This window comes from Providencia sp. 2.29, assembly GCF_015832305.1.
In the GTDB taxonomy this organism is placed as follows: domain Bacteria; phylum Pseudomonadota; class Gammaproteobacteria; order Enterobacterales; family Enterobacteriaceae; genus Providencia; species Providencia stuartii.
The window spans coordinates 967,551-993,982 of the sequence record NZ_CP065420.1 but is presented as its reverse complement, the minus strand read 5'-3'; the positions used below and the strand labels follow the sequence as shown (position 1 = coordinate 993,982).

Genomic DNA, 26,432 nt, shown 5'->3' with positions numbered 1-26,432 from the left:
CAAATAAGAAACCCAATAAATCGATTACCGACTTAAGAAATTATTCCCACCAAACATCAAATAGCTCTGAAACAACGATATCTTTCATGCCTTTTGATTTTAGCCAGTTTTCGACAATGGTACGGTGTTCTTCAGTACATTTACCGATTTTTTGCAGGCAAACAATACCTTCCCAGCTCATATAACCACTTGCTTCAAACGCTAAGCCATTAGGTTCAATTGCTTCAGCAATCAGTGCATCAACGGTACGATCGACTTCTTCGATAGGCGTACCTTCTTCAAAGCTCCATTTTACAATGAACCCTAACTCTTGGAATTCATCAATACGTAGTTTTTTACGTAAACGACGACTGCGTTGTTGCTTAGCCATTATTTTGTCCTCTCAAACATTAAATCCCATACACCGTGCCCCAACCGCTGGCCGCGTTTTTCAAATTTTGTTTCAGGTCGTGTTTCAGGCCGAGGTACATAATCCCCTGATGCAGATAAGTTTTTATACCCATCTGCATGGCTCATCACTTCCAACATATGTTCCGCATATGGCTCCCAATCCGTCGCCATATGAAAAACACCGCCCTTCACCAGTTTAGCGCGAATTTTATCGGCAAAAGGCCCTTGCACAATACGGCGCTTGTTATGTTTTGCCTTATGCCATGGATCTGGGAAAAATAGCTGAACCATAGATAAACTTTCATCGGGGATCATACGGTCCAACACTTCAATTGCGTCATGACACATGACACGTAAATTTGTCACATTTTCTTCTTTTGCGGAAGCAAGGCATGCTCCAACACCAGGCGCATGGACTTCAATCCCTAGAAAGTTTTTTTCAGGATTTTGTGAGGCCATTGTGACTAAAGAGGCCCCCATACCAAACCCTATCTCAAGTACAACAGGATTTTGGTTATTAAAAATTGCGGCAAAATCTAAAGGCTGTGCAACAAAATCGACTCCCATCGTTGCCCATTCACTTTGTAGCGCATCTTCTTGGCGTTGCGTCAAACGTCCTTGACGACGGACAAAGCTGCGAACGCGGCGCATAACCCGCCCTTCTTCATTATATTCTGGGGAGATGACGTTATTGATCATAATATAAAAATTCTACGAATTGATTGCCTAATCAAGTAAATAAGCGAAAATGACTACCCTTGCCGACTATTTTCAACAAGTTAGTAAAACGATTAATAATACAAACTTCACATGAAAGTGCAGGGAGTTTATCAAAACTCATCCAAGGTTGCAGGTGAAAATTGGATAACTTTACACTCCAGCACACAATAAGCGGTTTACAGCTTGTCCGGTCTATGTTGCAATCCTGACTATCTCTGATTTTAATAGAATTACCGATAAAAATAATATACTCAATGGAAGCTCAACAATTTTCGCTCGCCGTGCTTAATTGGTATCACCAATATGGCCGGAAAACTTTGCCGTGGCAAAAAGAAAAAACGTCATACCATGTCTGGCTCTCGGAAGTCATGCTACAACAAACTCAAGTCAGTACGGTTATTCCCTATTTCGAAAAATTTATTCGCCGTTTTCCCGATGTAAAAGACCTCGCGAATGCCCCCTTAGATGAAGTATTACATCTATGGACGGGGCTGGGCTATTACGCACGCGCTCGCAATTTGCATAAGGCCGCAAAAGTCATAGCAGAACGTTTCAATGGGCAGTTTCCAACTACATTCGATGATGTTGTGGCCCTTCCTGGTGTTGGTCGCTCTACAGCAGGCGCTATTTTGTCGTTATCACAACAACAGCACTATCCAATATTAGATGGTAATGTTAAACGCGTGCTCGCTCGCTGCTATGCCGTCGAAGGATGGCCGGGGAAAAAAGAGGTCGAAAATCGCTTATGGGATATCAGTACTGAGGTTACCCCTAAAGAAGGCGTCCAGTTCTTTAATCAGGCTATGATGGATTTAGGTGCTATGGTATGCACCCGTAGTAAACCGAAATGCGAACTTTGCCCCCTGCATTTAGGTTGCATAGCCTATGCTAACCACTCATGGCAGGATTACCCTGGTAAAAAGCCGAAACAAAAGATCCCTGAAAAGACAGCTTGGTTTCTAATTATGCAGCAAGGCGATCACGTTTGGCTTGAACAGCGACCACCTTCAGGTATTTGGGGAGGGCTATTTGCCTTCCCTCAATTTGAAACTCAAGAGCAAATGAATGCGTGGCTTTCTCAATCCGGTATTCAACATGATACGCCAGAACAATTAATTGCGTTTCGCCACACATTCAGCCATTTTCATCTGGATATTATTCCTGTTAAAGTTAATATTCAGGCATTTACTTCAGCCATGGATGAAGGTAAAGGACTTTGGTATAACTTAAATCTCGGTGCAACAATCGGCCTCGCTGCGCCGGTTGAAAGCTTACTTCAACAGCTTGCCGTGCCGCCTGATATTCTGAGGAAAAAATAATGAGTAGAACAATTTTTTGTACTTTTTTACAACGTGACGCTGAGGGGCAAGATTTTCAGCTCTATCCGGGTGAGCTAGGAAAGCGCATTTTTAATGAGATTTCGAAAGAGGCTTGGGGTCAGTGGATGGCAAAACAAACCATGCTGATTAATGAGAAAAAGCTCAATACCATGAACCCTGATGACCGTAAAATGCTAGAGCAAGAAATGGTTAAGTTCCTATTTGAGGGACACGATATTCATATCGACGGCTACACACCTGAAAAATAATTGATTGGTCTACCTATCTTAGGTAGACCATGAGCTTGAATACTGTGGAATGTATGAAAAAACTGTTAGCCTTAACGCTGCTGGTGCCTCTTCTTATCTCCTGCTCCAGCAATAAAGAGTCTGATTTTAATCCTAACTATGTGAAAGACACCAATGGGTTCGATATCCTTATGGGGCAATTTGCCCACAATATCGAAAATATCTGGGGGATCAAAGAAGTTCTCATTGCAGGCCCTAAAGATTATGTTAAGTATACCGATGAGTATCGTACCCGTAGTCATATCAACTTTGATGCTGGGACGATTACAGTAGAAACCATCTCCGCCGTAGAGCCTTCAGAACATTTGAAAAAGGCTATCATCACTACCCTATTAATGGGTGATGACCCAAATTCTATCGATTTGTATTCTGATATTAATGATATACCTCACAGCCAAGAACCTTTTCTATTTGGGCAGGTATTAGATAACACAGGTGAACCCATTCGTTGGGAATGGCGCGCAAATAAATACGCTGAATACCTTGTTAATAATAAGTTGCAGCGCCGGCAATCAGGTATGAATGTCATTTGGTCTGTGACCATGCAACTGGTTCCTAACCACCTTGATAAACGCGCTCATAAGTACCTTCCTTTTATCAGGAAGGCATCGGCTAAATATGGGGTTGATGAGTCACTTATTTTAGCCATTATGCAAATCGAATCGAGCTTTAACCCTTACGCGGTAAGTCGTTCCGATGCGTTAGGCTTGATGCAAATCATGCCAAATACCGCGGGTAAAGATGTTTTCCGTTCGCAAGGTAAGTCAGGGGTTCCGAGCCGTAGTTACCTTTTCGATCCGGAAAAAAATATTGATACGGGAACTGCTTATTTGGCAATTTTACAAAATAGCTATTTAGGTGATATTCAAAACCCAGTGTCACGCCGTTATGCCGTAATAACCGCTTATAACGGTGGTGCTGGTAGCGTCCTTAGAGTCTTCCACAGCGATAAAAAAGTAGCTGCACAGAAGATCAATCAGCTCGCCCCTGGCGAAGTTTATCAAACGCTATCAACAAAGCATCCTGCTGCCGAATCGCGTAATTATCTGATAAAAGTCGATAAGGCTCAGAAGAATTACCGTCTCTAAAGGCGATTAATATTAGTACAAAAAGCACTCGTTTCAGTATATAACTGGCGAGTGTTTTTTATTTTATCGTCTTTTTATTAGCCTTACTGTTCAATAATCAGCTAACCTGTTGAAAAAAAGCGCATACGAAATAAAGTTTTTCGAATGTTCCTTGACTCCAACTGTGAAATCAGGTTTAATACGCCTCGTTGCCCGGATAGCTCAGTCGGTAGAGCAGGGGATTGAAAATCCCCGTGTCCTTGGTTCGATTCCGAGTCCGGGCACCACGCATTTATAACCTTCGCTTCGGCGGGGGTTTTTGCTTTCTATATCATTAACTTATTGGTTTATCAGTGAATTTCATCTTTCACTCATCACCGAATCTGCTTCACGGTGGTACAGAATGGTGGTACATTCATGAGCACGATGATACAGCCAACTAAGAACAAACACGGGGTTTATAACCTCAGAATGGCAGTGCCTGCCGACCTTAAAAACACCCTCGGAAAAGGTGAGCTTAAACGTTCACTGCAAACTAAAGACCTCGCAGAAGCAAAACGTAAAGCTCCAGCCGTCATTGCCTTAATGCAAGCTGAAATTGACGCGGCAAGAAGAACTCTGCACGCTGAGCAAGCTATTACCAAAGATGATATTGAACGCATAGCCTCAAGCTGGTTAACTTTTATTCTTCCACAACCTGAACTTATTAAAGAACGCTATTTAGTCGATTCCCTCTATGGTTTAGACCTGTCGCCTGAAAGTAGGATAATTCGTTGTTACCTCGAAAAAAATGACGATTACCCTAACTACTCTGCTATGCCAGCCGATGATTTATTTAATTCTCCAGCTATCAACGTCCCTGATGATTATCAGCAACGTGATATCGAGCTGCTCCAATTGCTCAGGCATGAATTAAAGGAGTCACTTGAACTAACGCCTGTTGAACTTACGCCAACATGGAAAGTAACGTTAGCATGGCGTTTAGCTGACTATAGAATGCAAGCTGCCGAAATGCACATACTTAACATTCTGCCTAAATATGCTGCCACCGCCCAAGAAAAAGCCGCTAAACCCACAATCAGCTTTAGCATGATGTTTGAACGCTATAAAGAACATGTCCGCTATGCAGAGCCGCGTGAAGCAGAAAAGCGGATTAAAGCCTACGAGACAGCCGTCAATCGCTTTGAGGAGTTTATTGGTAGCAAACCAATAGAAGATATCACCAAGCACGACATGGCTGATTTTAGGCAACTCCTTGAGCGGCTGCCATGCCGCCCTTCTAAAGCCGTTAAAAAGCTACCGTTAAAAGAGCAAGCAGAACTCAGCGGCGAAAAAATCAGCCCCCAAACGGCCAGAAATCAACTCATGGCCTTGTCGTCTATTTTTCGCTTAGCCACTGAGGATGAGCTTATTTCAGAAAACCCTGTTAGCTTAATGCCTAAACGTAAACGGCAACGCCAAACGCCTAAAGAACGTGGTTTCACTCGTGATGAAATCGCTCTTATCTTTAACACTCCACTCTTCCACGGTGAAGAAACGCCTCATGGTGCAATGGCCTACTGGGTGCCAATCATTCTGTACTATACAGGTGCCAGAGTTGAAGAAATTACTCAGCTCTATACTGAAAATATCATCAGGGATAGCGGCATTTATTGCATTCAAATCGAATCGACTGGCGAACAATCAACGAAAACAGGGTTACCTCGTGTTGTGCCGCTTCACAGCCACATCATTGATTTAGGCTTCCTTGAATACGTTAAAAGCCGTAATCACTATCTATTTACTGAACGAAAAAACCCCTCAGGCAAGTCGTCTTATAATTTCCTTCGCTGGTGGGGCAAGTACATTCGAAGCCACGGTATCACTCGTAAAGAAATCAAACAGACTCATGGCTTTAGGCATACGTTTATCACTCATTGCCGAAGCATCAACGCCAGAAAAGATATCCAAAATGACATTACAGGTCATGCTCAAGAAGACGTTAGCGGTGGGTATGGCTCATACCCTATTGAAGCCAAGAAAGAGCTGATTCAAACGATACCTCGGTTAGAACTTCCCGTACTGGATATCTGGAAGCGATCATAACCCCTTCGAATCTACGGCGTGGTCATCCATGCCGATTTCATTGACAAAACCATCTATTAACCAAGCTGTATTTAGCTTACAAATATTTACAATACTAGTTTTTACAGCACCCATCTAACAAATTCAAAGTTGAGGCATTTAGGCATAAAAATATTGCTTTACAACAAGATAGCAAGAAAGTAATCTACTTCCATAGCTCAGCAAGCTTATCTGATGATGGAGTTCGACTCCATCCGGAAGGTGTTCCACGGCCTTCCATTGTGTGCCACCGCAAAAGATGTGGCTTGAGATTAACATTATGCTTAAGCATGATTTTAAACTTCTAAATAGCAGCACCTCAATAAGCAATACTTTCACACAAATAACAGGTATCAATGCCATTTCTTGTGGTTCAAACATTCTAGAGCCAGAAGATAAGACCTGCCCATGTTGCAATCATAAAGATTGTTTTCGCTTGTATACTGATAGCAACCAATACCATTGCTATTCTTGCGAAGAACACGGTAGCGTACTTGACTTAGTATTGAAACTCAAAGGGCTAACGGATGTCGTTGAAGCTGCTCGCTATCTCACTAGCACGAGTGAAATTCCATCAATTGCACCTGTAGAAATCAGAGTCGAAGAAGATAGCCGAGATCATAACTTGATTTCAAGCGTGTTCACGGATATTGCCCTGTACTATGCCCAAAATCTGACTGACGAAGCATTAGACTATCAAGTTGAGCAACGTGGACACTCACCGCGATTGCTTGAGCAACACCGTATCGGTTTTGCAGATGGGCAATGTTACGCCACGCTCTCCGGTGAATATGATGATGAAACCCTCTTAGCTACCGGCATGTTTCGTGAAGTTAATGGTCGCATTATCGATATCGTACCTGCTGGGGTATATGTCTACCCGCACTTTCACAATGGAAGGATCGTTCGCTTTACCTTTAAAGACCCGAAAAAGGCCTTCAAGTTTCAGCAACCGAAAAAATACTGGTTGCCAGAAGCGCATTGGTACGGACAGCAAACACTGGAAAAGCCCGGAACGATTGCCCTTGTCGAAGGTGAAAATGATGCCTTGACGCTAATTGAAGCAGGATATACTGCCCCTGTACTTGCATCGATTGGCTCACTTAGCCAGTCGCAAGTTGATTATATCAATTCTTTGGGGCGTCCTATCAATACTTACTTTGATAATGATGATGCTGGTGACCGATACCGTTCTAAATTCCCATCTGCAACGCATTACATTGTGCCACAACGTGGCAGTGATATTGATGAGTTTATTCGTCAAGGTGGCGATTGGCAAGCACTCGAAGCTGAGCAAACATTTATACCGCTGACAGAAACACCCGTCACCAACCTACCGAACTCCTGCGGTGCTGAGGGCTTCAATGACGTGGGTAATGCTAACCGTCTTGCCCGTCGGTTTGGTCATGATTTATGCTATGTTCGTGAAACTGATAGCTTCATTCATTTTATTGATAATCAATGGAAGCCAGCTGGTGTTCAGGTCATGGAATACCCCAAGCAAGTTGCCGCTGACATGCTAGCAGAAGGTCATAAAGTGCTTGCAGACGACGACAACAAAGGTACTCAACTGATAAAAGCAGCCGGACAACTTCATAACCTACCGAAGTTAAAGGCGATGATTGAATTGGTGAAGCCTAAATTGGAAGTGCGTACAATTGACCTTGACGCTGATCCTATGTTACTCGGGGTCGCCAACGGCGTTATAGACTTAAACACGGGTGAATACCGTGAGAACCGCCGTCGTGACTTTATCACACGTTATACGCCAGTTGATTTCAATCCGAATGCAAAATGCCCAACATGGGTGCGATTCATTAATGATATCACCGTCGGCGATACTGAACTCGCTAGCTTCTTGCAACGGCTGGTGGGTTACTTCTTAACAGGCCGAACAGATGAACAGCTCTTGTTTTTCTTCTACGGTCACGGCAGCAATGGCAAATCGACGTTCATTCAGGTTATTCAGTCACTGATGGGCAGCTATGCGACACAGATAAACAGTGACGTCCTCATGATGAATAAAAACAGCGGAGGTCCTAATGCCTCATTAGCCAAGTTGCCGGGGAAACGGTTAGTCGTTGCCAATGAATTGCCTGAAAATGGTCGCCTTGATGACACGCTCATTAAAGCCATGACAGGCGGCGATACCTTAGTCGCACGGCAAGTATACGGCAAGCACGAGCTGGAGTTTCAATCGCAATTCAGCCTAGTAATTATCGGCAACCACAAGCCTGCCATTTACGATATGTCTCACGGTATGTGGCGTCGGATGTGCTTAATTCCTTTTGCGGCAAACTTCACGGCAGCACAGATTGACCCTGAGTTACCCGTAAAATTAGGCAGGGAGATGCAAGGTATCTTAAACTGGGCACTGGAAGGCGTACAGGCATGGCATGCCGAAGGCCTTAAACGCTCACTCCCTGCGGCGGTCATTGCGGCTAACGACGAGTATCGACAAGAAAGCGACCTCATCGGTGAATTCCTCGAAGGTTGCAGGCTAGAACCGGATGCTTACACCGCTGCCAGTGATCTGTACAGTGCATTTCTAAGCTTTGCCAGTGAAGGGAACGAATGGCGAATGACGCAACGTATTTTCACGAAGAAGATGGTTGAGCGTGGCTTTAAGAAGATCCGCCGTAACAATAAGGCCAGCTTTCGCGGTATCGCTCTGATTGACCATGAGCTAGGCTCTGTGACCAATAAAGAAAGTTCAATCTTTACTGTTTAAAACCTCAGTGCCGATTAAACGGCATATAAGTAAACTTTTTCTGTGAGTTTTCTCTATGGAAAGTTTATAAAAATGCTGATAAATCGGCACTCAATTCTTTCTCTTTATGAGCAAAGAATAGATAACATGCCAACGGAGAAAACACCATGGCAAAACACAAAATCACCGTCTATGCGACTGAGTATCAGACTAACCTTCTTGAAAAAGCTTTTGATATTAACTTGATCGTTAAAGGTGCTCTACCTGACGAAATTGAAGATAAAATTCTTAAGCATATAAAAAAAACACACTACGAAAGCCGCCTATCCGAAGTGGATGTACTCTGGAAGGCCAGATGCCTAAAAGAGTTACTTGACCCTTTTGGAGGTGTGGATATGGAGTTTCGTGATAGATATGCAAACTCTAAACCATTAAAACGAGCTTATCCAAAGGTCACATGGCTATAACTACCAGCAGGGGCAACCCTGCTCAATAATTGCCCTAACAACCGGTATAAGCTCCTTGAAACAACAATCAGGAGCTTATCATGAAGCAACAAATACACGAAGTCCGTGAGTACCTATCACAACAGCTTTACCGAACAGAACAGCTGTCATCCCCAAAAGATACCGAAGATTTTCTAGCCGTCCACCTTGGCGATAAAGAGCAAGAAGTCTTTGCTGTGATTTTTCTTAATGGTCAGAATCAGGTGATTCAGTACGCTGAAATGTTCAACGGCACCATTAACTACACCAGCATTTTTCCCCGAGAGATTGCCAAGTTAGGCTTAAAACTTAACGCTGCTAACATCATTTGTGCCCATAACCACCCATCTGGTACGCCAACGCCGTCAGAAAGCGACATTGCAGCGACCCGAACATTAAAAGAGACAATGAAGCTGCTCGACATCACACTACTCGATCATATCATTGTTGCAGGCGGTAAAACAGTTTCTCTGGCTGAAAGAGGTCTGGTATGAAAACAGTTCTGTTGACTGCTTTCATTAAAGGACTCATCACCGCAGCCTTTCACATTCTAAAAACGATATCAACAGCTTACTGTTAACCTAACTCAAATTTCATTATCACACCTACCAATAAGCATGCCTTAACGGCACTCCACCGAATGAACAGTGTAACAAGGCTTACAGGCCTGCCAAAACCCTTGTTTGTAGTTTTGGCATGTTTACACATCTTAGCATGCTCTATTGGCAGGGTCTGGAGGAAATAATGGCTATTGTTGGCTACGCCCGTGTATCCACACGAGGCCAAAGCTTAGATGCACAACTCAATGCATTACAAGACTGCGACAAAGTGTTCAAAGAGATCATCAGCGGTGCAAAAGACAACCGCCCCGAACTCATGGCATTGCTTGATTACGTTCGTGAAGGCGACACGGTGAAAGTTACCAAGCTCGACCGCCTAGCACGCAACACAAAGCATCTGCTGGAAATTTCAGACCACTTAGAAGCAAAACAAGTCCGACTGCTCATTATGAACATCGGCATTGATACAGGTACGCCTACGGGCAAACTGATGTTAACCATGATTGGTGCCATCGCCACGTTCGAACGTGAAATCATGCTAGAGCGTCAAGCCGAAGGTATCGCCTTGGCTAAGCAGCAAGGCAAATACATAGGCCGCAAAGCAACGGCTAGGGAGAAATCACAAGAAATCATTGAGCTGGTTGAACTTGGACTCAGTAAGCCGGACATATCGCGTCAACTCGGCATTGGCATTACTAGCATTTATCGAATCATCAGGGAAAACCGCCCTGATTTACTGGAAAAAAGGTAATGAAGTACTTAAAAATCATCCTAACACTAGCTGTATTGTATACCACTGTTGGCTATGCCAGCACTGTCAATATAAAGCTTGTATGCACAAATGGTATTCGGTTAGACATGATAATACCTGACGATGTTAAACAATCATCAATCTCAATGGAAGGTTTACCTTTTCTACCATTCAGTCATTACGAAGGAACAACAGATAACCCAATCGCCATATTTGCAAACAAAGAATACTACATCAAAACGTTAATAAAAATTCATGACCAAAAAGGAAGGTCAGAAATGTTTTTACTTTTTCGTGATCGCTGGATTCCTTGTACATCAACAAAAGCAACGCAACAGTAAGAACATCAGGAAACTAACTTATGACAAACATTTCAAAACTCTTGTTAATCATTGGCTGCTTAGTTGCTATTGGTTCAATCTTATACACTCAAGAAATAATCGGAGCGTATACCTTTAGCACATATCGTTTCTATACTGATACAGTATTTGTCAGAATTTTGCTATTCATTACCTCATTAATCATATCTGCAAGCTTCTACCCTGCCTTTGCTGATACAATTGAATCAAGAGCAAAAACTGACATAGCCCAAGGTATCGCATGCATTATCATTGGAGTAGTCGTCTCACTATTCTATATGTACGAATTTAATAGCATTGTCCTCTATGCGCTATCAATTGCGACTCCAATATCCATTGGTATTGGCATGAATATATTAACCAAAGGAAAGCGTTTACCTAACAAATATATTACATTATGTATATTAGTCATCATGCTATTAGCTGCTTATCCCTTTGTAACAATGAACTTGTTTGATACTGATGAATATTCACGCCGTATGGGGAATCTAATATACCATGGGGGAACTGGTATCTATGTCATAATTGCTTCAATTATCGGCTCTATTAGTATGATTTATCTCACAGAAAAGCATAAAGACAAAGAAAGGTTGTTTACCCCAGAAGAATTCATATCAACATTAACCAAGCTATCAGCATTATTTGATGCCAATATGATTACTCAAGAAGAATTAGACAGCAAAAAGAGAGAACTAATCTATGAAATATCGCTTACCTCACTAAAGATAGACTCACTGGAATTTCTTGCTGAGTTAGCTCCATTAAAGCAAAATGGAATACTGACCGATGAAGATATCGCCAGTATCAAAAAGATAATTTAGTTGTATTGACTCAGACTCGACAGGTTTTGTAGATAAAATCTGTCGAGTCTGAGCGGGCATCCGGCATTAACTAACTATAAATATAATGAGCACTAAATTATCATATCATTTCCGCCAGTGTTAGAGGCTTGAAATTCAAATAGAAAGGGAATCTATTTGTATTAGATATTTATCTATTTCTGTTAATTTCACCTGTATTTTACTTGCCATCTTTTCCCTGTAAGCCTTTTGTTTATCATCTGAATAGTAAAGTTCACCATCAATTCCGGTATAGCTTTTTCCATTATTCATGGCGAAGGTTACGCCCTCCATTTCACCTCTATACAAGGCAATACGTTCATAGCATTCTGAAATTTGGGTGCTTAATAACTGGATGCGAGCAGTCTTTTGTGAAATTTGACGCTGCTCATCCGCAGCTTCTCCACTTTGATAAAGTTCTTTTCTCTGAGATAAGTACGTTTTTATCAAAAACAGCAGTGTTATCAAGGATATAAATGGATTAAGAACACCGCCGAAATAATCTCCTAAAACTCCCCAGTCAGATGGATCACTTGATATAGAACTATTATAGAAGTTAAAAATGTAACTCCCAACTATAATAACCAGACAACATGCGAAAAAAATCATTAGGAACGTTATAAATATTTTTTCTTTTTTCATTTAATTTCCACACTATAAAAAATAGAAGTAGCTGAATACAATAATCATAAGGCTGCAAGCAATATTAACAAAGAACTCAAGAAATAATGATACCCACTCTTGATGTAAAGCGAGCTGTTAGCTTTTTGTATGGTCAAATCTGGCCTTGTACAATTTGGCACTTATCCACCAGCTAGATTATAACCTCTAGCTGGTCATAAAAAACTTGAAAAATGGTACAAAACAGTGGTACATTGCTCCTCGAAGCGAAAACGTAACCGACTGTTAATCAATAAAAAGTTGGTATAGAACGCGTATCCTTGGTTCGATTCCGAGTCCGGGCACCACCTTATTATCAACAGACGTCAACCGACGTCTGTTTTTGTTTGTAAAGCCCGCTAAAATCAACACTCTCCCAAAGTTTCAACTCAACTGAATTCTACTCGATTCTACCCACATCAACCCTATTGTGCGGGTACAATTGCGGGTATACACTAGTTCGATAGAATTTTGTACCCATTTTATCTTTCAGGAAGCTCACTATGGCACTGACTGACGCTAAAATTCGGGCGGCCAAACCCGATGTGAAATCCTATAAATTAACCGATGGTGCAGGTCTGCACTTATTGGTTCACACCAACGGTTCTAAATACTGGCGGTTACGCTACCGCCATTTAGGTAAAGAGAAAACCTTAGCATTGGGTTTATACCCTGATGTCTCTTTATCAGAGGCGCGTTTAAAACGTGATGAAGCAAGAAAATTGATTGATGACGGTATTGACCCGTGCGAACAAAAACGTGTGGCTAAAGCAGCTTCTGTTGCTAATCTCTCTTTTGAAACCATCGCAAGACAATGGCATGCCAGCAATAAAAAATGGTCTGAATCACACAGTGAAAAGGTTTTAAAGAGTTTGGAGTCGCATGTATTTCCTTATATTGGATTACGCGATATCACTACCCTCAAAACCCCTGACCTGCTTATTCCTATCCGTGCAGCAGAAAGTAAAGAGATTTATGAGATAGCTGCGCGTTTACAGCAACGTATCGCTGCTGTTATGCGTTATGCGGTGCAATCAGGTATTATTGGCTATAACCCTGCTATTGATACCGCAGGGGCTGTAACGACTGTACAACGCCAACACCGTCCAGCTCTTAATCTTGACCGTCTACCTGAACTCATTGCCCGTATCGATACTTATAAAGGGCAACCCGTCACTCGCCTAGCCGTGATGCTAAATTTATTAGTGTTTATTCGGTCAAGCGAACTTCGCTATGCGCGTTGGTCTGAAATTGACTTCGATAAAGCCTTATAGACTATTCCTGCTCAGCGAAAGCCTATACCCGGCGTTAAATTCTCACATCGCGGAGCAAAAATGCGCTCTCCGCATTTAGTTCCCCTTAGCCACCAAGCCATCACTATACTGAAAGAGATTTGGACATGGACGGGTGAACATGAATTGATCCTAACGGGCGCTCATAATTCCTTTAAACCCATGAGTGAAAATACAGTCAATAAAGCCTTACGCGTCATGGGTTATGATACGAAGACTGAAATTTGTGGACATGGTTTTAGAACGATGGCGTGTAGTTCATTAGTTGAATCAGGTTTATGGTCGAAGGATGCAGTAGAAAGGCAAATGAGCCACCAAGAACGTAACTCAGTGAGGGCTGCTTATATTCATAAAGCCGAACATATTGATGAACGTCGATTGATGGTGCAGTGGTGGGCTGATTATTTGAATGCGAATCGGGAGAAAACAATATCACCTTTCGATTTTGCTAAATTGAATAATCCCATGAGTAGCTAATACTTTAGCCATTCATATAAGAGAGCCATTTGGAAGGGAAAAAAGAAATGATACAGTGGTATGCAGATTATATTGATGAGTTAGAGCATTAGTCAAACTAAACCCAACTTTAAGCCATCTTTACGGACATCCGTAAAGATGGCTATTGTCATGTCATTTTTTATTTAATTAATTCAAGCTATTAAGTAGGCGCTTATCCCACTACGGTGATAAGTGCACTGTTAGAGACAGAATAAACTAGACTGTATTTTAACCCATTAAGTAGATACTTATCCTACTTTGGTAACAAATGCGCTGTTAAAAACAGAATAACAACGCGTAGTATTTTACATCTAAATACAAATAAAATTATTTACCCGTGATTGAACTCTGTGATGCAATCAAAGTAGCACCACAAGCAGTTTTCATCCCCTCCAGAGCAAGACTTTTTCCGTTATATTTCATTGTGGCAGAGCCTTCTACAATCGCGTAGATACCTTTGCATTTAGGGCAACTGACTTGATCCCCGACAACTGCTACTGCGCGACCTTTCAAAATAAAGCTATCTTGGGCGGAAATTACTTTTCCGCCATGAGAAGTACTGTCACCAAGCCGAATGACCGATTTATTAAACATTGTATACCCTAATATTATTTAACATATATTTCTTTGTACTTAGGTAATAAATGATAACCAAGCAGCAATATGTCAATATCATTAGACCTATTTTGATGATGAATATTTTTAGGATCATAGTTTTTTGTAGTAATCAGTAGCTCACCAATTTTAACTCCATCCTTTTCTATATTTTCAATTACTTCAGCTTGATCTATTTTAGCCTCACTAAAATTAGTATCTTTAATAAATAGCATCCAACTTGTACTTGGTCTATCAGGATAAACAATATTCGCGTTTGGGTAATTTACATTGAAAAATATTAGTTCATAATCATTATTTAAATTTATAAATACTTCTTTTATCTTACTAAGAAGTTCTATAGGTTTTAAATCTGAATAAAAATTTAAGGTAACAACTGTTTGTTTTTCTTTAGAAAATAAAAACACAGAGGCATCATTATCTAAGTCTCCACTCCATGCCCCAACATCTCCACGGCTACCATCAACAAAGTGAAGGTTCTCTTCATATCTCTTACCAGTTATGTCGATTAATTTATGTGACATTGCTTCATCCAAATCTTCTGATTGAGCATAAAATGAAGTTATATTACTATTTATTGTATTTATTTTTTTTAAACAATACCCCAAAAAATTAATTGTTTTTTCTGCATCTTGTACAGAGTTACCTCTTATACTAAACATAATCTCCATAAAGATCACCTCGCTCTAAACTATTATAAATGGACGATACTGAGTAGGAACATCAATTCCACTTTTACTAAACAAGCTCTTTACAACTAGCTCTACATGTTCTTGCAAAAAATACCACATCAAGTTAGATGGCGAAAATGACTTCCATATAAACTCTTGAACTCTGGCTTGGGTGGTAAAATCACTTTTAGGAAAAAAACCTTTAAAAGATAAATCTGCATTTAAGGCCCACGAGTAATTCCCCTTCGCTTCTTGAAGTTCACAATATTGTTCTCGAAAAGAGTCAAAAGCAACAGACTCCATAATCTTTTTACTTTTCATGCTATTAAATGCTTCATAGGTACGTAATTCATCCGTTATCGGCATAAATGAGGTTTTACTTTCTCCATTAAACATAGGCGGAAAATAATAATCCATACCCAATAGTTTTTTCTCATTTTGCGCAATATATGTCCACTCCCCATTAATTAAGCCCCCCTAAACTAGAGTTTTCTAACTGTTTACGATAGGCCTCCGGAGGGAGGTGATTTAAGCTTTCATGAGTTCGATTTTGGTTATAATCTTGCTGCCAAAACCACGCTAATTCTCTAACTTGGCTTAACGATTCAAATAAATACGCATTTAAAAATTCACGACGGAACGAACCATTAAAACGTTCGATAAAGCCATTTTGTTGTGTCTTTCCTGGTTGAATATGGCATAGCGAAATTTGGTTATCTTCACAATAATTCAATAAGTTAACTGAGATCAGCTCAGGCCCATTATCGACTCGGAGTTGCTTTGGTAACCCCCTTTCGATTTTTAAACGTTCAAGCACTCTGATAACACGTTCTGCCGGTAATGACGTATCAACCTCAATCGCTAAACATTCACGTGTTCCTTCATCAAGAATATTGAGTGTTCTGAACCGTTTACCGCAGTATAAACTGTCGTGCATAAAATCCAGTGCCCATTGAATATTTGGGACTTTTTCTATCACTAATGGCTTCTTTTCACGCTTCGGAAGCACTTTTTTAACCCGTCGTTTCAGGTTTAGCCCCAATTGACAATAAACGCGATAAACTCGTTTATGATTAAAGGGATAGCCTTGAAATCGTAGTCGGAAATAGCATTTCCAAAATCCCGATTGTGGCGATTTAGCTAAAATGGTTTGTATAGCATCGATTACCACGCGGTCTTTTTTGCGCCAATCTATTCGCTGACGGTAAAAAGTAGCTCGGGGCAATGAAGTTAGTTTGCAAGCCTTAATGACTGATAAACCTGCCTCTTTTAATGATTGTGCACAGGACTTCTTTTCAGTCACTACCAACCCTTTTTTGCAAAAAGCTCCTTCATCGCATGATTTTCAAGGCTGACTTCCGCAAAGAGCTTTTTCAGTTTCGCATTTTCATCCTCAAGCTCTTTTAATCGTTTAACATCATTAGCTTCCATGCCACCATATTTTGATTTCCAATTATAATAAGTGGCGTTACTGATCCCATTTTGGCGACAAATGTCTTCCACTTTCATCCCTGAATCAGCGAGCTTTAAAATATTAACGATTTGAGTTTCAGTAAAACGGGCTTTTTTCATCATGACCTCTGCAATTTTTAGGGCAGAAACTCTAATTATAGCTGTCTTATTTTAGGGGGAGTGGACAAATAGTCTTCTTACCACTGTAGGTCATGCTAAATACTTCAGATATTATAAGAGAAGTTTCTTGTTTATACTTTTCAAACTTATCTTTTATAAAATCTAATTCACATCTATTTAAAATTGATCTTTGACTATAAATAATATAGTCTTTCCTTTCAAATGGAAGGTAGCTTTTACTATAATAATTCAGTCTTGGCTTTAATTTTTCAATTTCTAGTGCTGTGTACCACATAATATCAATAGACATTTTAATCTCGGCTCCCCTGATGTGATGACGTGTTTTTGTGATTTCATATTTCATTTCACATGCCAAAAGCAGGGGGCTTTAATGTTTTATCATTAATATATTATATTTAATTAAATTACACGCATACAATAAATCATTATTAACTCCCTCGGTTATAAAGAGCTCATCATCATCTTCAATGATGCTTATCCCTCCTATATCTGTTTCAAAATAAATTCCCAAGCTATAATCTAAATTTTTAATTAATCTATATTCGTGAGCGCTTATTAACTTACATCCTTTATACTTTTTCAGTTGAGTATTCTCAGTAATTGGATATGAGAATGAATCTTGTAAGTTAACTGTTAAGCTGCATTTAGGTTCTGTTTCTTTTTTAATGAACTCAAGCATCCCTTCGCCTATAGTCAAAGAAAACCAGTTGACATTGTCAAATTCTATAAAAAGAACAAGGTTTGATGCTGCTAACTCGCCGTTCATATAAAAAGACATGTTTCTAAAATTAGTCATTATACTATTTATCATAAATCAATCCTCATTAAAATTTTGATGACTTTTCAGGGATTAAAGTATCAAATTCAACATTTCCTTCTGACAAAATCCTTAAGCTTACAATACTATTTGTTTTTTCATTATAAATATGAATTAAATCATATTCTCCTCTTAATTGCTCTGCTTTAATAATATTACTCACTTCTATAGGATTTGTTAACGTATCTTTTATTGTCTGTGTAGCTTCTTTTATGCCATCTGGGCCAGGTTCATATGGTAATCGTCCTTGACCAATTTTTTGTTTATCTTTGCTTTTTGCTCAGACATAAACTCTTCAATTGGAGAAATATTTGATTCTTTATTTGTACTGTTTTTTTCATTTAAACTCGAATAAACAGGTTTTACATCCTTTTTCTCAACCGTCAGGATATAATCCCGAAAATCGACAGGTTCAACATCGTGTCCCGTATGCCGCCAGACAATATCGTCATCCGCAACAGGCAGTGTCTCAGGTCGATAATCGAAATCATGAATATCAAACCCTTCAGGCTTATCGACTTTTTGTGGCAGAGGGGAAGGCCCTGCATGAATAATCGGCCCTTTTGGAATATCATCAATCCGCGCTGAGATATTAATAATATTGCCTGACGCCGCTACCCCCATATACAGCTGAGTACCACCATCCACATCAAATCGGTATACTTCAATAGGCGCCAGCAGACTGAGTGCATGACCAAGGGATTGATACGCAGGTAAGCTGATGACTTCCATTCTTTCAGCTCCAGATGCCAGCTGACCTTTAATCACAGGAACTTGCGCTTTATCACTATCCGGCTCAGTATGAAGAGCAATCAGCTGTGATGCCGCTGCCATTGCGACTGCGGTTTTATCAGTTGAGGCAAAGCCCACTCGCAAACGTGTCGGTGCCGTTCCCCCCATATCCGCAATTTCCAATAAATCCTGCTGGGTTAAACTATCGCCTTTATAATAGTGAGCCACCATGGCGAAAAAGATCTTCCTGCCGTCCATGGTGACGGGAAATGATACCCGCAAAACTTGTTCTAGCTCATTGGAAATGTTCTTACTTGAGCTCTGTTGTGTTGTACCCCAACCAAAATCGTTCTCTTGTTGCCCTACAGCAGCACCGGCAACACCACCACTTAAGGCTCCTCCCATTCCCATGCTCCCACCCAAACCACCGAAGAAAGGAAATGCCTGTGCAGTCCCAATCGGATTGAGTGCATTGCCAATGGTACTGAATAAGGATGAAACCCAGTTAGCTTCAGACTCAGATTGTTCAGTTGCTGACGGAATACCACAGGTATACGCACTGTAATCACACTCCCCAAAATTCGCCAAGTCTTCGACCGCATCACCTGCATCTGTATTGCCTTCGCCGCGCAAGATAGATTTGGCAAATACCGGTTCGGCAATGCGTTTAATTGCTATCACGCGGTGGAGGTCGTAGGGGAACCACAGTTGATAGCCTACATCTCGCTGTTGATAATGGGCTGAACGGCTGATTTGCCCTGCCGTCATACGGTGAACGGTCTCGGGCAATCCGGTGTTAAATTCACCCGGCGGTGCTGTTCACTGAGTGAATAGCCCTGTTCGCGACAAAAATCTTTCAACGATTTATCTTTGCCTTGAATCGCCGTCGGAGGAGATAGGGTGGTCAGTGCATCCGCCAGTGACTGCGGCTCAAGGGTTAAAGTATACGGGCGTGCCGTCATGCCTTCGGCGTGTATTATCCCTTGCGTATCACTGCTGCCCGCTAAGGTGCGCCCTGTGCCACGTTCGGATAAAGTATAAGCCACGCCAATTAATGGTTGTCCTTTATCATCCACCAATTGCAGGTTAATCCAAAATCGGTAGTTGTCACAGATAATGCAAGATTCTGTTTTTTGACTCATGACGGCTCCGTTGTCGAGGGTATCCAGCCCAATTGTTGGGCATAGTCGGTAAACTGGGCGAGGGTGCGTGTGCGACGTTACCGGCTAATATGGGGGAGATATGCAACCAACCGACCAAGCGTTCGTGCAATTGCCCTACAGGGGTGTCGAGCGCCAGTGCGTTATCAGGTTGGTTCTCCCACAATTCACAAGCGAGGTTTTCTGCCATCAGTTGGATGCACGTTTCAGAGTTCTCCCACGCCGTTTGTAAATGCTCACCCAAGGTAAACGGGTGCACTTTCAGCTCGGGTATCAGCGGCGGACGGTCACGGGCGGGCGATATCAGGCAGACAGGTTGTGTGTCAGTATCCAGCATCACTTCATGCACCGGGTTCATCAACACATACCAATCCGCTTCGCGCATGCTGGGTATCAAGATATTGGCGATGCGGCTGTCCATTAAGCGTAATACCACCATTTCGCCATCCAGTTTCACTAATTGACGTTGTTGCCAATGGTGTAACTGCGCGTCCCACGCCATCGGGCTGCGGTAAGCCCAGCCCCAACTGGGGTCACTGAAGCCTTTGCGGTCAAGCAGCTGCCCGAGTGGGACGGCGGCGCTCGGTTTCAATTTCACCAACCACGGACTTTGTGCGATTAAATGGGCCAAGGGGGTGCCGTTATACAGCGGAAACGCCTGTTCAATCCAATCGTTGGCAAACAGCACATCCGTCGGGTTGGGCTGCGCCAAGGTATTGAGCAGTAAATACACCGGGTCACGGTGAGGCTCACTCAACCACGTTGTCCAAGGCGTCGGTCTCATGCATTGCCTCCGTTGGGTTTAATCACCCAACTGCCAGTGGCTTGAGCTTGCATCGCACAGTACGGTTTGATGGGGTATGGCGGAGGTGCAAACGGAGCCACCCCGTCAGGGAGCTGAAGATTGACCGCTTGCCCTGAGCCGCCTCCACTGTCACCAATCGCCACATTGCCCGAGGTAAACACGTTGCTCGGGGTGATGCGCACAAAGCTGCCACCGACTTTAAGCGTGATTTCGGTGGCGGCTTCAATCACCACTTTGCCTTGGCTGCTCAGGTGGGTTTCTTGTCCGCTTTCACTGACCAATGCACCATCCACTTGCTGATGGTAAGCCCCCAGCACTTGCTGAAAAACATCGCCTTCGGTTAACGCTTTTTGCGTGCCTTTGACATGGAGGTGGTCATCACCCGCAATCTCAGCGTAGCGATGTTGGTCAATGCGCTGTTTGCTGTCCCGCTGAATATGAGTGTGATTATCGTTTTGAATGTGCACATTCATATCACGCTGTGCGTGAAAATAGATTTCTTCGTATCCGGCTTTGTCTTCAAAACGCAATTCATTAAACCCTTCGCCTTTACGAGTACAAGTTTTAAAGGTGGTACGCGTTTTTTCGTTGGGTAAATTTAACGGTGGTTTATTGCGTCCATTGTAGGTGCACCCCGTGACAATCGGCCTATCAATATCCCCATTCAGGTAACTGACTAAAACCTGTTGCCCGACGTGAGGAATACTCATAAACCCATAGCCATTGCCACTCCAGCCGTGTGACACTGGCACCCAGCAGGAGGCGCCGTGGTCGGGCGTGCCGCGTCTATCCCAATGGAAATAGACCACCACTTCCCCTTTGCTGTTGGTATAGATTTCCTCTCCCGGAGGCCCCACAACTGTCGCTAACTCATCACCATCAGCAGTCGGTTTATAACGATACGGCGGTCGCCACTCTTGCGTCTCTGGGATAAACGACACACTGTTGGACAACTGCGTTCCTTCGCCGCCACTGTTGTCGGCAAGGGGTTGTACGCCGTGATGTGATACCCTGACCACCTGCCAACGCTTATTCATACGCTCATTGGGGTGATTGGTTAAAGTAAACATCTTACCGGGGTGCAAGGCAAAACAGTTGGTGCTGGCGTGCCCCATTTGACGGTTATTTTGCGATTGTTCATAACGAATTTGATTGAACGTTTCCCCTTCCGCGTCTTCTTGGAAGCGACCATAACTTTCGAACACTTCGTGTTGGTGGTGCACGTCACCAACGACTTGATGGCTGAGCGGGTGAGAAGGTCGCTGTTGATGGTAATCTTTATCAATACGAATATCGCTGCACAGCTGCTCGGCATAGCGCCATGTAGTAGCAGTACTGTCGGTAGTATCGGTATCGGCTTGCGGGTTATAAGTGAGGGTAATCCCTGCCGTCATTCCTAAATGGCGGTCGCTGTAAAACAGTTTCGGGCCTTCCTCAAACCAAAAGGTAATCCCTTCTTCGGCGGCGAGGCGGCACCAAAAATCATACATCGTTTCACGCTTTTGGGTAATGTACGGGCGTTCAAGGTGCTCTTCGGGATGATAAAACAATTTATCGTGTTTAATGTGCGATTCATTCAGCAAGGTTTCTAATATCTTTGGTACGGTGGTATCTTGGAAAATACGGCTGTCTTGCTTGAGAGTCATCACCCACATTTCTGGGCGTATAACAAATTTATACTATGTTTTCACTCCATCGGTATTCAGATTCTCGGCGCTTGCCAATAAGCCTTGTACCTCACGAATTTTTATCCCATCCCGTTTCACAGTCAAGGAAGAAGCCCCGTCTAATATATCATGGAAATCCACATCAAGTAGGGAGCTGACCGCATGAAGAGTTAAAGTAAATAGTTCTGACAACCCCTCTTGTAGATCAAATTCGGTAACCTGAAAGGTGTCATCGGGAAGCCCATTGATACGACAGTTAAACACCAAACCAGAGTTTAATTCCCCGTTATACCATGCTTTCAAGAAGGGATCTCGCTTCGCGGTACGGCGTTCTTGTTCCGCATAAGCCCTGCCAGCTGGTGTCATTTTGACTGGAGGTGGGTTAGCGGATTTACTTGAGTTTTGAGTGGACATACATGCTCCGTTTGAGGATCATACCGCGCCACAAACTACTATTGATAAAAACCATTCATCACGAATGAGTCATGGCTAATAGTAGAAAATCACGATTAAACCTCGACAATAACCAGTAATAAGCAACCAGATAAATAAGTTGTTCGATGTATCAATGTATCCAACTGCGATACTTAAATTTAAGTTAAGCATCCTACAAAACGAAACAATTTCGGTAAAGGCGCTAAGATCACATTTTCAGATACTCATTATTAGAGTAATAAATAAAATTAAAATACCAATAAAAAAACAAATATAGGCTTTTATATCGTTTTTTTGAAAATTTTTTTCTCATAAACACCCGCTTTTCTGTAAATAGATAACTTACCTCTAGAGCTAATCTTCATTTACAGCTGCTAAAGAGTAATATAATGTGACATTCACACCGCTTTAAAAAGCCGTTGTATTTCTTTAATAGGAAAATAGACAACATTATGAACTCTTGGCCTTATCCTAAAATTGTTGCCCATCGTGGTGGTGGCAGACTTGCTCCTGAAAATACACTCGCAGCCATTGATATTGGCGCAAAATATGGACATACCATGATCGAGTTTGATGCCAAACTTTCCCATGATGATCAAATCTTTTTATTACATGATGATACTCTTGAGCGCACCAGTGATGGTCATGGTATTGCAGGCGAATTAAATTGGGAGCAATTATCAAATATCGATGCTGGAAGCTGGTATGGTCCAGAATTCGCCAAAGAGCGGCTGCCTTTACTCTCTGAGGTCGCAAAACGTTGTCAGCAACATGGCATGATGGCAAATATTGAGATCAAACCAACGACAGGCTTGGAAGCTAAAACAGGTCAAATTGTTGCGCTTGCAGCTCGTCAACTGTGGCAAGGACAAACAGCCCCATTGATTTCATCTTTCTCAATTGAAGCACTAATTTCGGCTCAACAATACGCTCCTGAACTAGCGAGAGGGTTATTATTAGATGAATGGCGAGATGATTGGCAAACCCTTACAACACAGCTTGATTGTGTCTCCATCCATTTAGATCATACATTATTGGATGAAAAACGCGTAAAACGCTTAAAAGAGGCTGGCTTATACATTTTAGTTTATACCGTTAATGACCCTGCGCGTGCTTCGCGACTTTTAAACTGGGGAGTTGATGCAATTTGTACGGATGCGATTGATATCATTGGCCCCAACTTTGGTGCCTAATTAAATAGATTACATACTGATCTATAGATACCTACTATTTCACTCGCCGCATAATTAAAAAGCATAAAGCCAGCATTGAATCTCACTTCTGGCTTTATGCTTATCACGATGAAGATTGCTATCCCCCGACTCTAATTTGCTTTTAACGATGGAGCTGATTGAAAAATAGTGCAACCGCCTTAGTGATGTTTTTGGGTACCGTGTTTAATTATGACTGATATTAATTTTTAATGCTGCGGCAATTGCGATAGGCGAAAATGTCACGCTCCCCACTAACAATGCAGCTAGAATCGCAAAATAACCCCCCAAAGGCATATTAAAACTATACGCTTCCATTGTTCCCGTTGCATAAATGAGCACAGGAATATACAGCGGCAGCACCAGTAAACTCACGAGTACTCCCCCTTTTTTCAGAGATACCGTTAAAGCAGCCCCTATTGCACCAATAAAGCTCAGGATCGGTGTACCTAGCAACAAAGTACCTGCAAGTACAGAAAGGGTATTCGCGTCAAAAGAGAGCATTAAAGCTGCTATCGGTGAAAGTAAGATTAGCGGCACTCCAGTTACCAGCCAGTGAGCAATCACTTTAGCTAATACCGTTAAAAATAGTGGATGCGGTGCGAGCAACAGTTGTTCTAACGAACCATCCAGATAGTCATCTTTAAAGAGACGTTCGAGCGATAATAAAGAAGAAAGCACCGCGGCTACCCAAAAAATGCCAACAGCGATACGTGCTAATAACTGAGGCTCAGGCCCTATGCTCAATGGAAATAACGTAATAACAATTAAGAAGAACCATAATGGGTTTACCAATTCAGAAAAACTTCTAAATGCTATTTTTAGTTCTCTTTTAATCACTAGCCAAAACATTATTCATATCCGCCCGTCAGTTTTAAGGATCCAAAATGCCCCGACATAGCTTGATGAGAAGTAAAAAGAATGATCCCACCTTGTTCAGCATGCTGATGAAAACGTTCGGTAAGACGTTTCACGCCTGCGACATCAATAGCAGTAAAAGGCTCATCCAACACCCACAAAGGAGCTTCACTTAACCATAACCTTGCAAGATTCACTCGCCTTTGTTGCCCCGCTGATAACTGACCAACAGGAACATCTTCATAGCCAATGAGTGACACTTCTTCGAGAGCCGACCACAAACTATCCCCGGCAGGATGGCGATGCTGCATCTGATAATAAAACTGTAGGTTCTCATAAGGAGTGAGTAGTGATTTAACGGCTGGCTTGTGCCCTAAGTAAAGTAATTGACGAGTAAAATCTTCTTTTAACTGATGAATCGAATATTGCTCCCACAAAATATCCCCTTCATCGGGTTTTAACAGCCCAGCCACCATACGTAATAAGGTCGTTTTACCCGCACCATTAGGCCCTTCAACTTGTAAAATTTGGCCGGGCAATACGGTGAAATCCAGCTTTTGAAAAAGCATCCTGTTTTGCCGCTGACAACTGATTTGCTCGGCAGTTAACATAGTGTTTTATTCCTGTTATTCGTTTTTCGCCACTTTATTTAACAGAATATCACTAATACTGTCATTTGATATTGTTTCACCGCAAAGCACTTTCATCAAAACTTCGCCCCCTAAAGAAGATAATGAAAACAGCATGTCGGGGTTAAGCAGGCGAATTTTATCTATATTGCTTTCTTGGTTAACCAATACCACCGTTTTTACACCTTCACCAGCAAGTTGTTTTATCCCTAAGAGCACGAAAGTACTTAAGGCGTCGCTATCTGTCATCACTAATACATATTTTGCCTGTTTAACATTCGATTCGGCTAATAGCGCTGTATCTGTAGGGTCACCAGTGACGATATTATCTTTCTCAGGATAATGTGCGCGATGACTTTCTTGGCAGATCACCGCAACTGGCAGTTCGCGATTTTTTAACCCTTCATACATGCTTACCGCCATTGGCGTACTACCAATTACAACATAATGATTTTTCATATAAGAAAACCTCTTGCGAACAATTTCCTTTGTTCCTTTAGCTAACAGCCCTACAACATAAACCACTGATGTTGTAAAAATTGTAATACCAAGAATAATGACCGTAACAGTAAATACCCGAGCATCTGTAGAGACTGGCACTATATCGCCGAAACCGACGGTCGTCATACAAACTAACGCGAAATAAAATGCCGTGGTTCCATCTTTAACGACGGGTAGAAATTCATTACCGATATAGAGTGTGCCAAAAATGGAATAAAGCAATAATGCAATGATACAAGTTATCGCCACAAATCCCGCACTGGTTAAGCTGTGATGATGATAACGCTTCCAAAAAAAGCTCAACGCCAAAAAAAGGACCAGCGAAAAATAACCTTGATGAAGGTTTTCCGTTGCAATTTTTAAATCAACAAACGAAATAATGGCCAGTAAAAGCAGTGAAAACACCCATGCGATTCGGGCGCCATTAAGCATGAAAAAAGATAAAAATATCAATGAAATTCCTAACAAAAAACGAGGGATATCAAGCAACTTCATAAAGCCGAGAGATTTAAGCCACTCACTAAACCCATTCGCTCGCCAATCAATATAGTCAGTATAAGCCCCCAATACAGGCTTAATAATCATAAAACCATCAAAAATGATAAGTATTGAGATGATTAAACGGATAAATAAGGATGATTTCAGAAAAGCAATAAACGCGTTATCTGACATTTTTC

General features: G+C 41.9%; 26 protein-coding genes, 1 tRNA gene and 2 pseudogenes. 13 read left to right on the top strand and 16 right to left on the bottom strand.

Annotated features, from left to right (window positions below):
- Positions 1-40: 40 nt before the first annotated feature.
- Entirely contained in the window at positions 41-370 is a 330-nt protein-coding gene (locus I3B46_RS04340; protein WP_004923275.1) for a YggL family protein, read from the bottom strand.
- Positions 370-1,089, bottom strand: a complete 720-nt coding sequence (gene trmB, locus I3B46_RS04335; protein WP_053110099.1) for a tRNA (guanosine(46)-N7)-methyltransferase TrmB — start codon at positions 1,087-1,089, stop codon at positions 370-372. The genes I3B46_RS04340 and trmB overlap by 1 nt, the downstream gene beginning before the upstream one ends.
- Before the next feature lie 275 nt (positions 1,090-1,364).
- Here trmB and mutY point away from each other — a divergent pair, with 275 nt between their 5' ends.
- The 11 genes from mutY to I3B46_RS04280 all read left to right on the top strand — a co-directional run bounded on the left by mutY (position 1,365) and on the right by I3B46_RS04280 (position 11,593).
- The gene (gene mutY / locus I3B46_RS04330) at positions 1,365-2,429 is read left to right on the top strand and encodes an A/G-specific adenine glycosylase (RefSeq protein WP_036941561.1); all 1,065 of its coding nucleotides are present in this window, start codon (positions 1,365-1,367) and stop codon (positions 2,427-2,429) included.
- Complete coding sequence (locus tag I3B46_RS04325; RefSeq protein ID WP_004923284.1) at positions 2,429-2,698, top strand: oxidative damage protection protein; 270 nt, start codon at positions 2,429-2,431, stop codon at positions 2,696-2,698. Before mutY ends, I3B46_RS04325 begins: the two co-directional genes overlap by 1 nt.
- A 53-nt stretch (positions 2,699-2,751) precedes the next feature.
- Positions 2,752-3,825 (top strand): membrane-bound lytic murein transglycosylase MltC, encoded by a 1,074-nt coding sequence (mltC, locus tag I3B46_RS04320; protein WP_004923287.1) that lies wholly within the window; start codon positions 2,752-2,754, stop codon positions 3,823-3,825.
- 190 nt (positions 3,826-4,015) lie between these two features.
- A tRNA-Phe gene (locus I3B46_RS04315) sits at positions 4,016-4,091 on the top strand.
- 130 nt (positions 4,092-4,221) lie between these two features.
- Positions 4,222-5,889, top strand: a complete 1,668-nt coding sequence (locus tag I3B46_RS04310) for a site-specific integrase (protein WP_196993104.1) — start codon at positions 4,222-4,224, stop codon at positions 5,887-5,889.
- 298 nt (positions 5,890-6,187) lie between these two features.
- Positions 6,188-8,638: a phage/plasmid primase, P4 family gene (locus I3B46_RS04305; RefSeq protein WP_196993105.1), complete on the top strand. Its 2,451-nt coding sequence runs from the start codon at positions 6,188-6,190 to the stop codon at positions 8,636-8,638.
- 146 nt (positions 8,639-8,784) lie between these two features.
- Positions 8,785-9,084 carry a hypothetical protein gene (locus I3B46_RS04300; protein WP_196993106.1) on the top strand — a complete coding sequence of 100 codons (300 nt, stop codon included), beginning with the start codon at positions 8,785-8,787 and terminating at the stop codon, positions 9,082-9,084.
- An 80-nt stretch (positions 9,085-9,164) separates the two neighbouring features.
- Complete coding sequence (locus I3B46_RS04295) at positions 9,165-9,596, top strand: JAB domain-containing protein (RefSeq protein WP_081335901.1); 432 nt, start codon at positions 9,165-9,167, stop codon at positions 9,594-9,596.
- A gap of 250 nt (positions 9,597-9,846) precedes the next feature.
- Positions 9,847-10,413 (top strand): recombinase family protein, encoded by a 567-nt coding sequence (locus I3B46_RS04290; RefSeq protein ID WP_154610426.1) that lies wholly within the window; start codon positions 9,847-9,849, stop codon positions 10,411-10,413.
- On the top strand, positions 10,413-10,754 hold the full coding sequence (locus I3B46_RS04285) for a hypothetical protein (protein WP_196993107.1): 342 nt from the start codon (positions 10,413-10,415) through the stop codon (positions 10,752-10,754). Before I3B46_RS04290 ends, I3B46_RS04285 begins: the two co-directional genes overlap by 1 nt.
- Before the next feature lie 20 nt (positions 10,755-10,774).
- Positions 10,775-11,593: an SHOCT domain-containing protein gene (locus I3B46_RS04280; RefSeq protein ID WP_196993108.1), complete on the top strand. Its 819-nt coding sequence runs from the start codon at positions 10,775-10,777 to the stop codon at positions 11,591-11,593.
- 135 nt (positions 11,594-11,728) lie between these two features.
- Here the strand turns inward: I3B46_RS04280 and I3B46_RS04275 are convergent, their stop codons facing one another.
- On the bottom strand, positions 11,729-12,253 hold the full coding sequence (locus I3B46_RS04275) for a hypothetical protein (RefSeq protein ID WP_196993109.1): 525 nt from the start codon (positions 12,251-12,253) through the stop codon (positions 11,729-11,731).
- A 521-nt stretch (positions 12,254-12,774) separates the two neighbouring features.
- Here I3B46_RS04275 and I3B46_RS04270 point away from each other — a divergent pair.
- Positions 12,775-14,040, top strand: a pseudogene (locus tag I3B46_RS04270) (tyrosine-type recombinase/integrase).
- A 348-nt stretch (positions 14,041-14,388) separates the two neighbouring features.
- On the opposite strand, the gene I3B46_RS04265 reads toward I3B46_RS04270, so the two are convergent.
- The 10 genes and pseudogenes from I3B46_RS04265 to I3B46_RS04220 all read right to left on the bottom strand — a co-directional run bounded on the left by I3B46_RS04265 (position 14,389) and on the right by I3B46_RS04220 (position 22,535).
- Positions 14,389-14,655 carry a PAAR domain-containing protein gene (locus tag I3B46_RS04265; protein ID WP_163761931.1) on the bottom strand — a complete coding sequence of 89 codons (267 nt, stop codon included), beginning with the start codon at positions 14,653-14,655 and terminating at the stop codon, positions 14,389-14,391.
- A 14-nt stretch (positions 14,656-14,669) separates the two neighbouring features.
- Entirely contained in the window at positions 14,670-15,347 is a 678-nt protein-coding gene (locus I3B46_RS04260) for an immunity 52 family protein (RefSeq protein ID WP_104872968.1), read from the bottom strand.
- A 15-nt stretch (positions 15,348-15,362) separates the two neighbouring features.
- Positions 15,363-15,764: a Tox-REase-5 domain-containing protein gene (locus I3B46_RS04255; RefSeq protein WP_104872969.1), complete on the bottom strand. Its 402-nt coding sequence runs from the start codon at positions 15,762-15,764 to the stop codon at positions 15,363-15,365.
- A gap of 46 nt (positions 15,765-15,810) precedes the next feature.
- Positions 15,811-16,919 (bottom strand): IS3 family transposase gene (locus I3B46_RS04250; RefSeq protein WP_163762236.1). Its coding sequence is split into 2 segments (ribosomal slippage): positions 15,811-16,667 and positions 16,667-16,919, totalling 1,110 coding nucleotides; the frame shifts between segments, so codons are not numbered across the junction.
- A 46-nt stretch (positions 16,920-16,965) separates the two neighbouring features.
- Positions 16,966-17,283, bottom strand: a complete 318-nt coding sequence (locus I3B46_RS04245) for a hypothetical protein (RefSeq protein ID WP_104872971.1) — start codon at positions 17,281-17,283, stop codon at positions 16,966-16,968.
- A 24-nt stretch (positions 17,284-17,307) separates the two neighbouring features.
- A complete protein-coding gene (locus I3B46_RS04240; RefSeq protein ID WP_104872972.1) occupies positions 17,308-17,751 on the bottom strand; it encodes a hypothetical protein in 444 nt (147 codons plus the stop codon).
- Between the two features lie 216 nt (positions 17,752-17,967).
- Positions 17,968-19,257 carry a hypothetical protein gene (locus tag I3B46_RS04235; RefSeq protein ID WP_104872973.1) on the bottom strand — a complete coding sequence of 430 codons (1,290 nt, stop codon included), beginning with the start codon at positions 19,255-19,257 and terminating at the stop codon, positions 17,968-17,970.
- A complete protein-coding gene (locus tag I3B46_RS04230) occupies positions 19,254-19,631 on the bottom strand; it encodes a hypothetical protein (protein ID WP_053110078.1) in 378 nt (125 codons plus the stop codon). The genes I3B46_RS04235 and I3B46_RS04230 overlap by 4 nt, the downstream gene beginning before the upstream one ends.
- Positions 19,597-20,433 carry a DUF4123 domain-containing protein gene (locus tag I3B46_RS04225; RefSeq protein ID WP_231405895.1) on the bottom strand — a complete coding sequence of 279 codons (837 nt, stop codon included), beginning with the start codon at positions 20,431-20,433 and terminating at the stop codon, positions 19,597-19,599. The genes I3B46_RS04230 and I3B46_RS04225 overlap by 35 nt, the downstream gene beginning before the upstream one ends.
- Positions 20,430-22,535: pseudogene (locus I3B46_RS04220) on the bottom strand (type VI secretion system Vgr family protein). The gene I3B46_RS04225 and the pseudogene I3B46_RS04220 overlap by 4 nt, the downstream one beginning before the upstream one ends.
- 473 nt (positions 22,536-23,008) lie before the next feature.
- On the opposite strand from I3B46_RS04220, the gene ugpQ reads away from it, so the two are divergent.
- Positions 23,009-23,749 (top strand): glycerophosphodiester phosphodiesterase, encoded by a 741-nt coding sequence (gene ugpQ / locus I3B46_RS04215; RefSeq protein WP_104872974.1) that lies wholly within the window; start codon positions 23,009-23,011, stop codon positions 23,747-23,749.
- Between the two features lie 204 nt (positions 23,750-23,953).
- Here the strand turns inward: ugpQ and ccmB are convergent, their stop codons facing one another.
- The 3 genes from ccmB to I3B46_RS04200 are packed head-to-tail and all read right to left on the bottom strand — an operon-like array spanning position 23,954 to position 26,427.
- Positions 23,954-24,619 (bottom strand): heme exporter protein CcmB, encoded by a 666-nt coding sequence (ccmB, locus tag I3B46_RS04210; protein ID WP_104872975.1) that lies wholly within the window; start codon positions 24,617-24,619, stop codon positions 23,954-23,956.
- Complete coding sequence (gene ccmA / locus I3B46_RS04205; RefSeq protein WP_014656733.1) at positions 24,619-25,236, bottom strand: cytochrome c biogenesis heme-transporting ATPase CcmA; 618 nt, start codon at positions 25,234-25,236, stop codon at positions 24,619-24,621. The genes ccmB and ccmA overlap by 1 nt, the downstream gene beginning before the upstream one ends.
- A gap of 15 nt (positions 25,237-25,251) precedes the next feature.
- Complete coding sequence (locus tag I3B46_RS04200; protein WP_040132859.1) at positions 25,252-26,427, bottom strand: ion channel; 1,176 nt, start codon at positions 26,425-26,427, stop codon at positions 25,252-25,254.
- Positions 26,428-26,432 lie beyond the last annotated feature (5 nt).

Excerpts from the sequence above, each read along its gene's own strand:
- I3B46_RS04230 (WP_053110078.1), bottom strand. The coding sequence starts at position 19,631 with ATGAGTCAAAAAACAGAATCTTGCATTATCTGTGACAACTACCGATTT.
- I3B46_RS04290 (WP_154610426.1), top strand. The coding sequence starts at position 9,847 with ATGGCTATTGTTGGCTACGCCCGTGTATCCACACGAGGCCAAAGCTTA.
- mutY (WP_036941561.1), top strand. The coding sequence starts at position 1,365 with ATGGAAGCTCAACAATTTTCGCTCGCCGTGCTTAATTGGTATCACCAA.
- ccmB (WP_104872975.1), bottom strand. The coding sequence starts at position 24,619 with ATGTTTTGGCTAGTGATTAAAAGAGAACTAAAAATAGCATTTAGAAGT.
- I3B46_RS04325 (WP_004923284.1), top strand. The coding sequence starts at position 2,429 with ATGAGTAGAACAATTTTTTGTACTTTTTTACAACGTGACGCTGAGGGG.
- I3B46_RS04310 (WP_196993104.1), top strand. The coding sequence starts at position 4,222 with ATGAGCACGATGATACAGCCAACTAAGAACAAACACGGGGTTTATAAC.
- ugpQ (WP_104872974.1), top strand. The coding sequence starts at position 23,009 with ATGAACTCTTGGCCTTATCCTAAAATTGTTGCCCATCGTGGTGGTGGC.
- I3B46_RS04235 (WP_104872973.1), bottom strand. The coding sequence starts at position 19,257 with ATGACGGCAGGGCAAATCAGCCGTTCAGCCCATTATCAACAGCGAGAT.
- I3B46_RS04295 (WP_081335901.1), top strand. The coding sequence starts at position 9,165 with ATGAAGCAACAAATACACGAAGTCCGTGAGTACCTATCACAACAGCTT.
- I3B46_RS04265 (WP_163761931.1), bottom strand. The coding sequence starts at position 14,655 with ATGTTTAATAAATCGGTCATTCGGCTTGGTGACAGTACTTCTCATGGC.
- I3B46_RS04340 (WP_004923275.1), bottom strand. The coding sequence starts at position 370 with ATGGCTAAGCAACAACGCAGTCGTCGTTTACGTAAAAAACTACGTATT.
- I3B46_RS04305 (WP_196993105.1), top strand. The coding sequence starts at position 6,188 with ATGCTTAAGCATGATTTTAAACTTCTAAATAGCAGCACCTCAATAAGC.
- I3B46_RS04285 (WP_196993107.1), top strand. The coding sequence starts at position 10,413 with ATGAAGTACTTAAAAATCATCCTAACACTAGCTGTATTGTATACCACT.
- I3B46_RS04240 (WP_104872972.1), bottom strand. The coding sequence starts at position 17,751 with ATGATAAATAGTATAATGACTAATTTTAGAAACATGTCTTTTTATATG.
- trmB (WP_053110099.1), bottom strand. The coding sequence starts at position 1,089 with ATGATCAATAACGTCATCTCCCCAGAATATAATGAAGAAGGGCGGGTT.
- I3B46_RS04200 (WP_040132859.1), bottom strand. The coding sequence starts at position 26,427 with ATGTCAGATAACGCGTTTATTGCTTTTCTGAAATCATCCTTATTTATC.
- I3B46_RS04275 (WP_196993109.1), bottom strand. The coding sequence starts at position 12,253 with ATGAAAAAAGAAAAAATATTTATAACGTTCCTAATGATTTTTTTCGCA.
- mltC (WP_004923287.1), top strand. The coding sequence starts at position 2,752 with ATGAAAAAACTGTTAGCCTTAACGCTGCTGGTGCCTCTTCTTATCTCC.
- I3B46_RS04255 (WP_104872969.1), bottom strand. The coding sequence starts at position 15,764 with ATGGATTATTATTTTCCGCCTATGTTTAATGGAGAAAGTAAAACCTCA.
- I3B46_RS04300 (WP_196993106.1), top strand. The coding sequence starts at position 8,785 with ATGGCAAAACACAAAATCACCGTCTATGCGACTGAGTATCAGACTAAC.
- I3B46_RS04245 (WP_104872971.1), bottom strand. The coding sequence starts at position 17,283 with ATGAAATATGAAATCACAAAAACACGTCATCACATCAGGGGAGCCGAG.
- ccmA (WP_014656733.1), bottom strand. The coding sequence starts at position 25,236 with ATGTTAACTGCCGAGCAAATCAGTTGTCAGCGGCAAAACAGGATGCTT.
- I3B46_RS04280 (WP_196993108.1), top strand. The coding sequence starts at position 10,775 with ATGACAAACATTTCAAAACTCTTGTTAATCATTGGCTGCTTAGTTGCT.
- I3B46_RS04225 (WP_231405895.1), bottom strand. The coding sequence starts at position 20,433 with ATGAGACCGACGCCTTGGACAACGTGGTTGAGTGAGCCTCACCGTGAC.
- I3B46_RS04260 (WP_104872968.1), bottom strand. The coding sequence starts at position 15,347 with ATGGAGATTATGTTTAGTATAAGAGGTAACTCTGTACAAGATGCAGAA.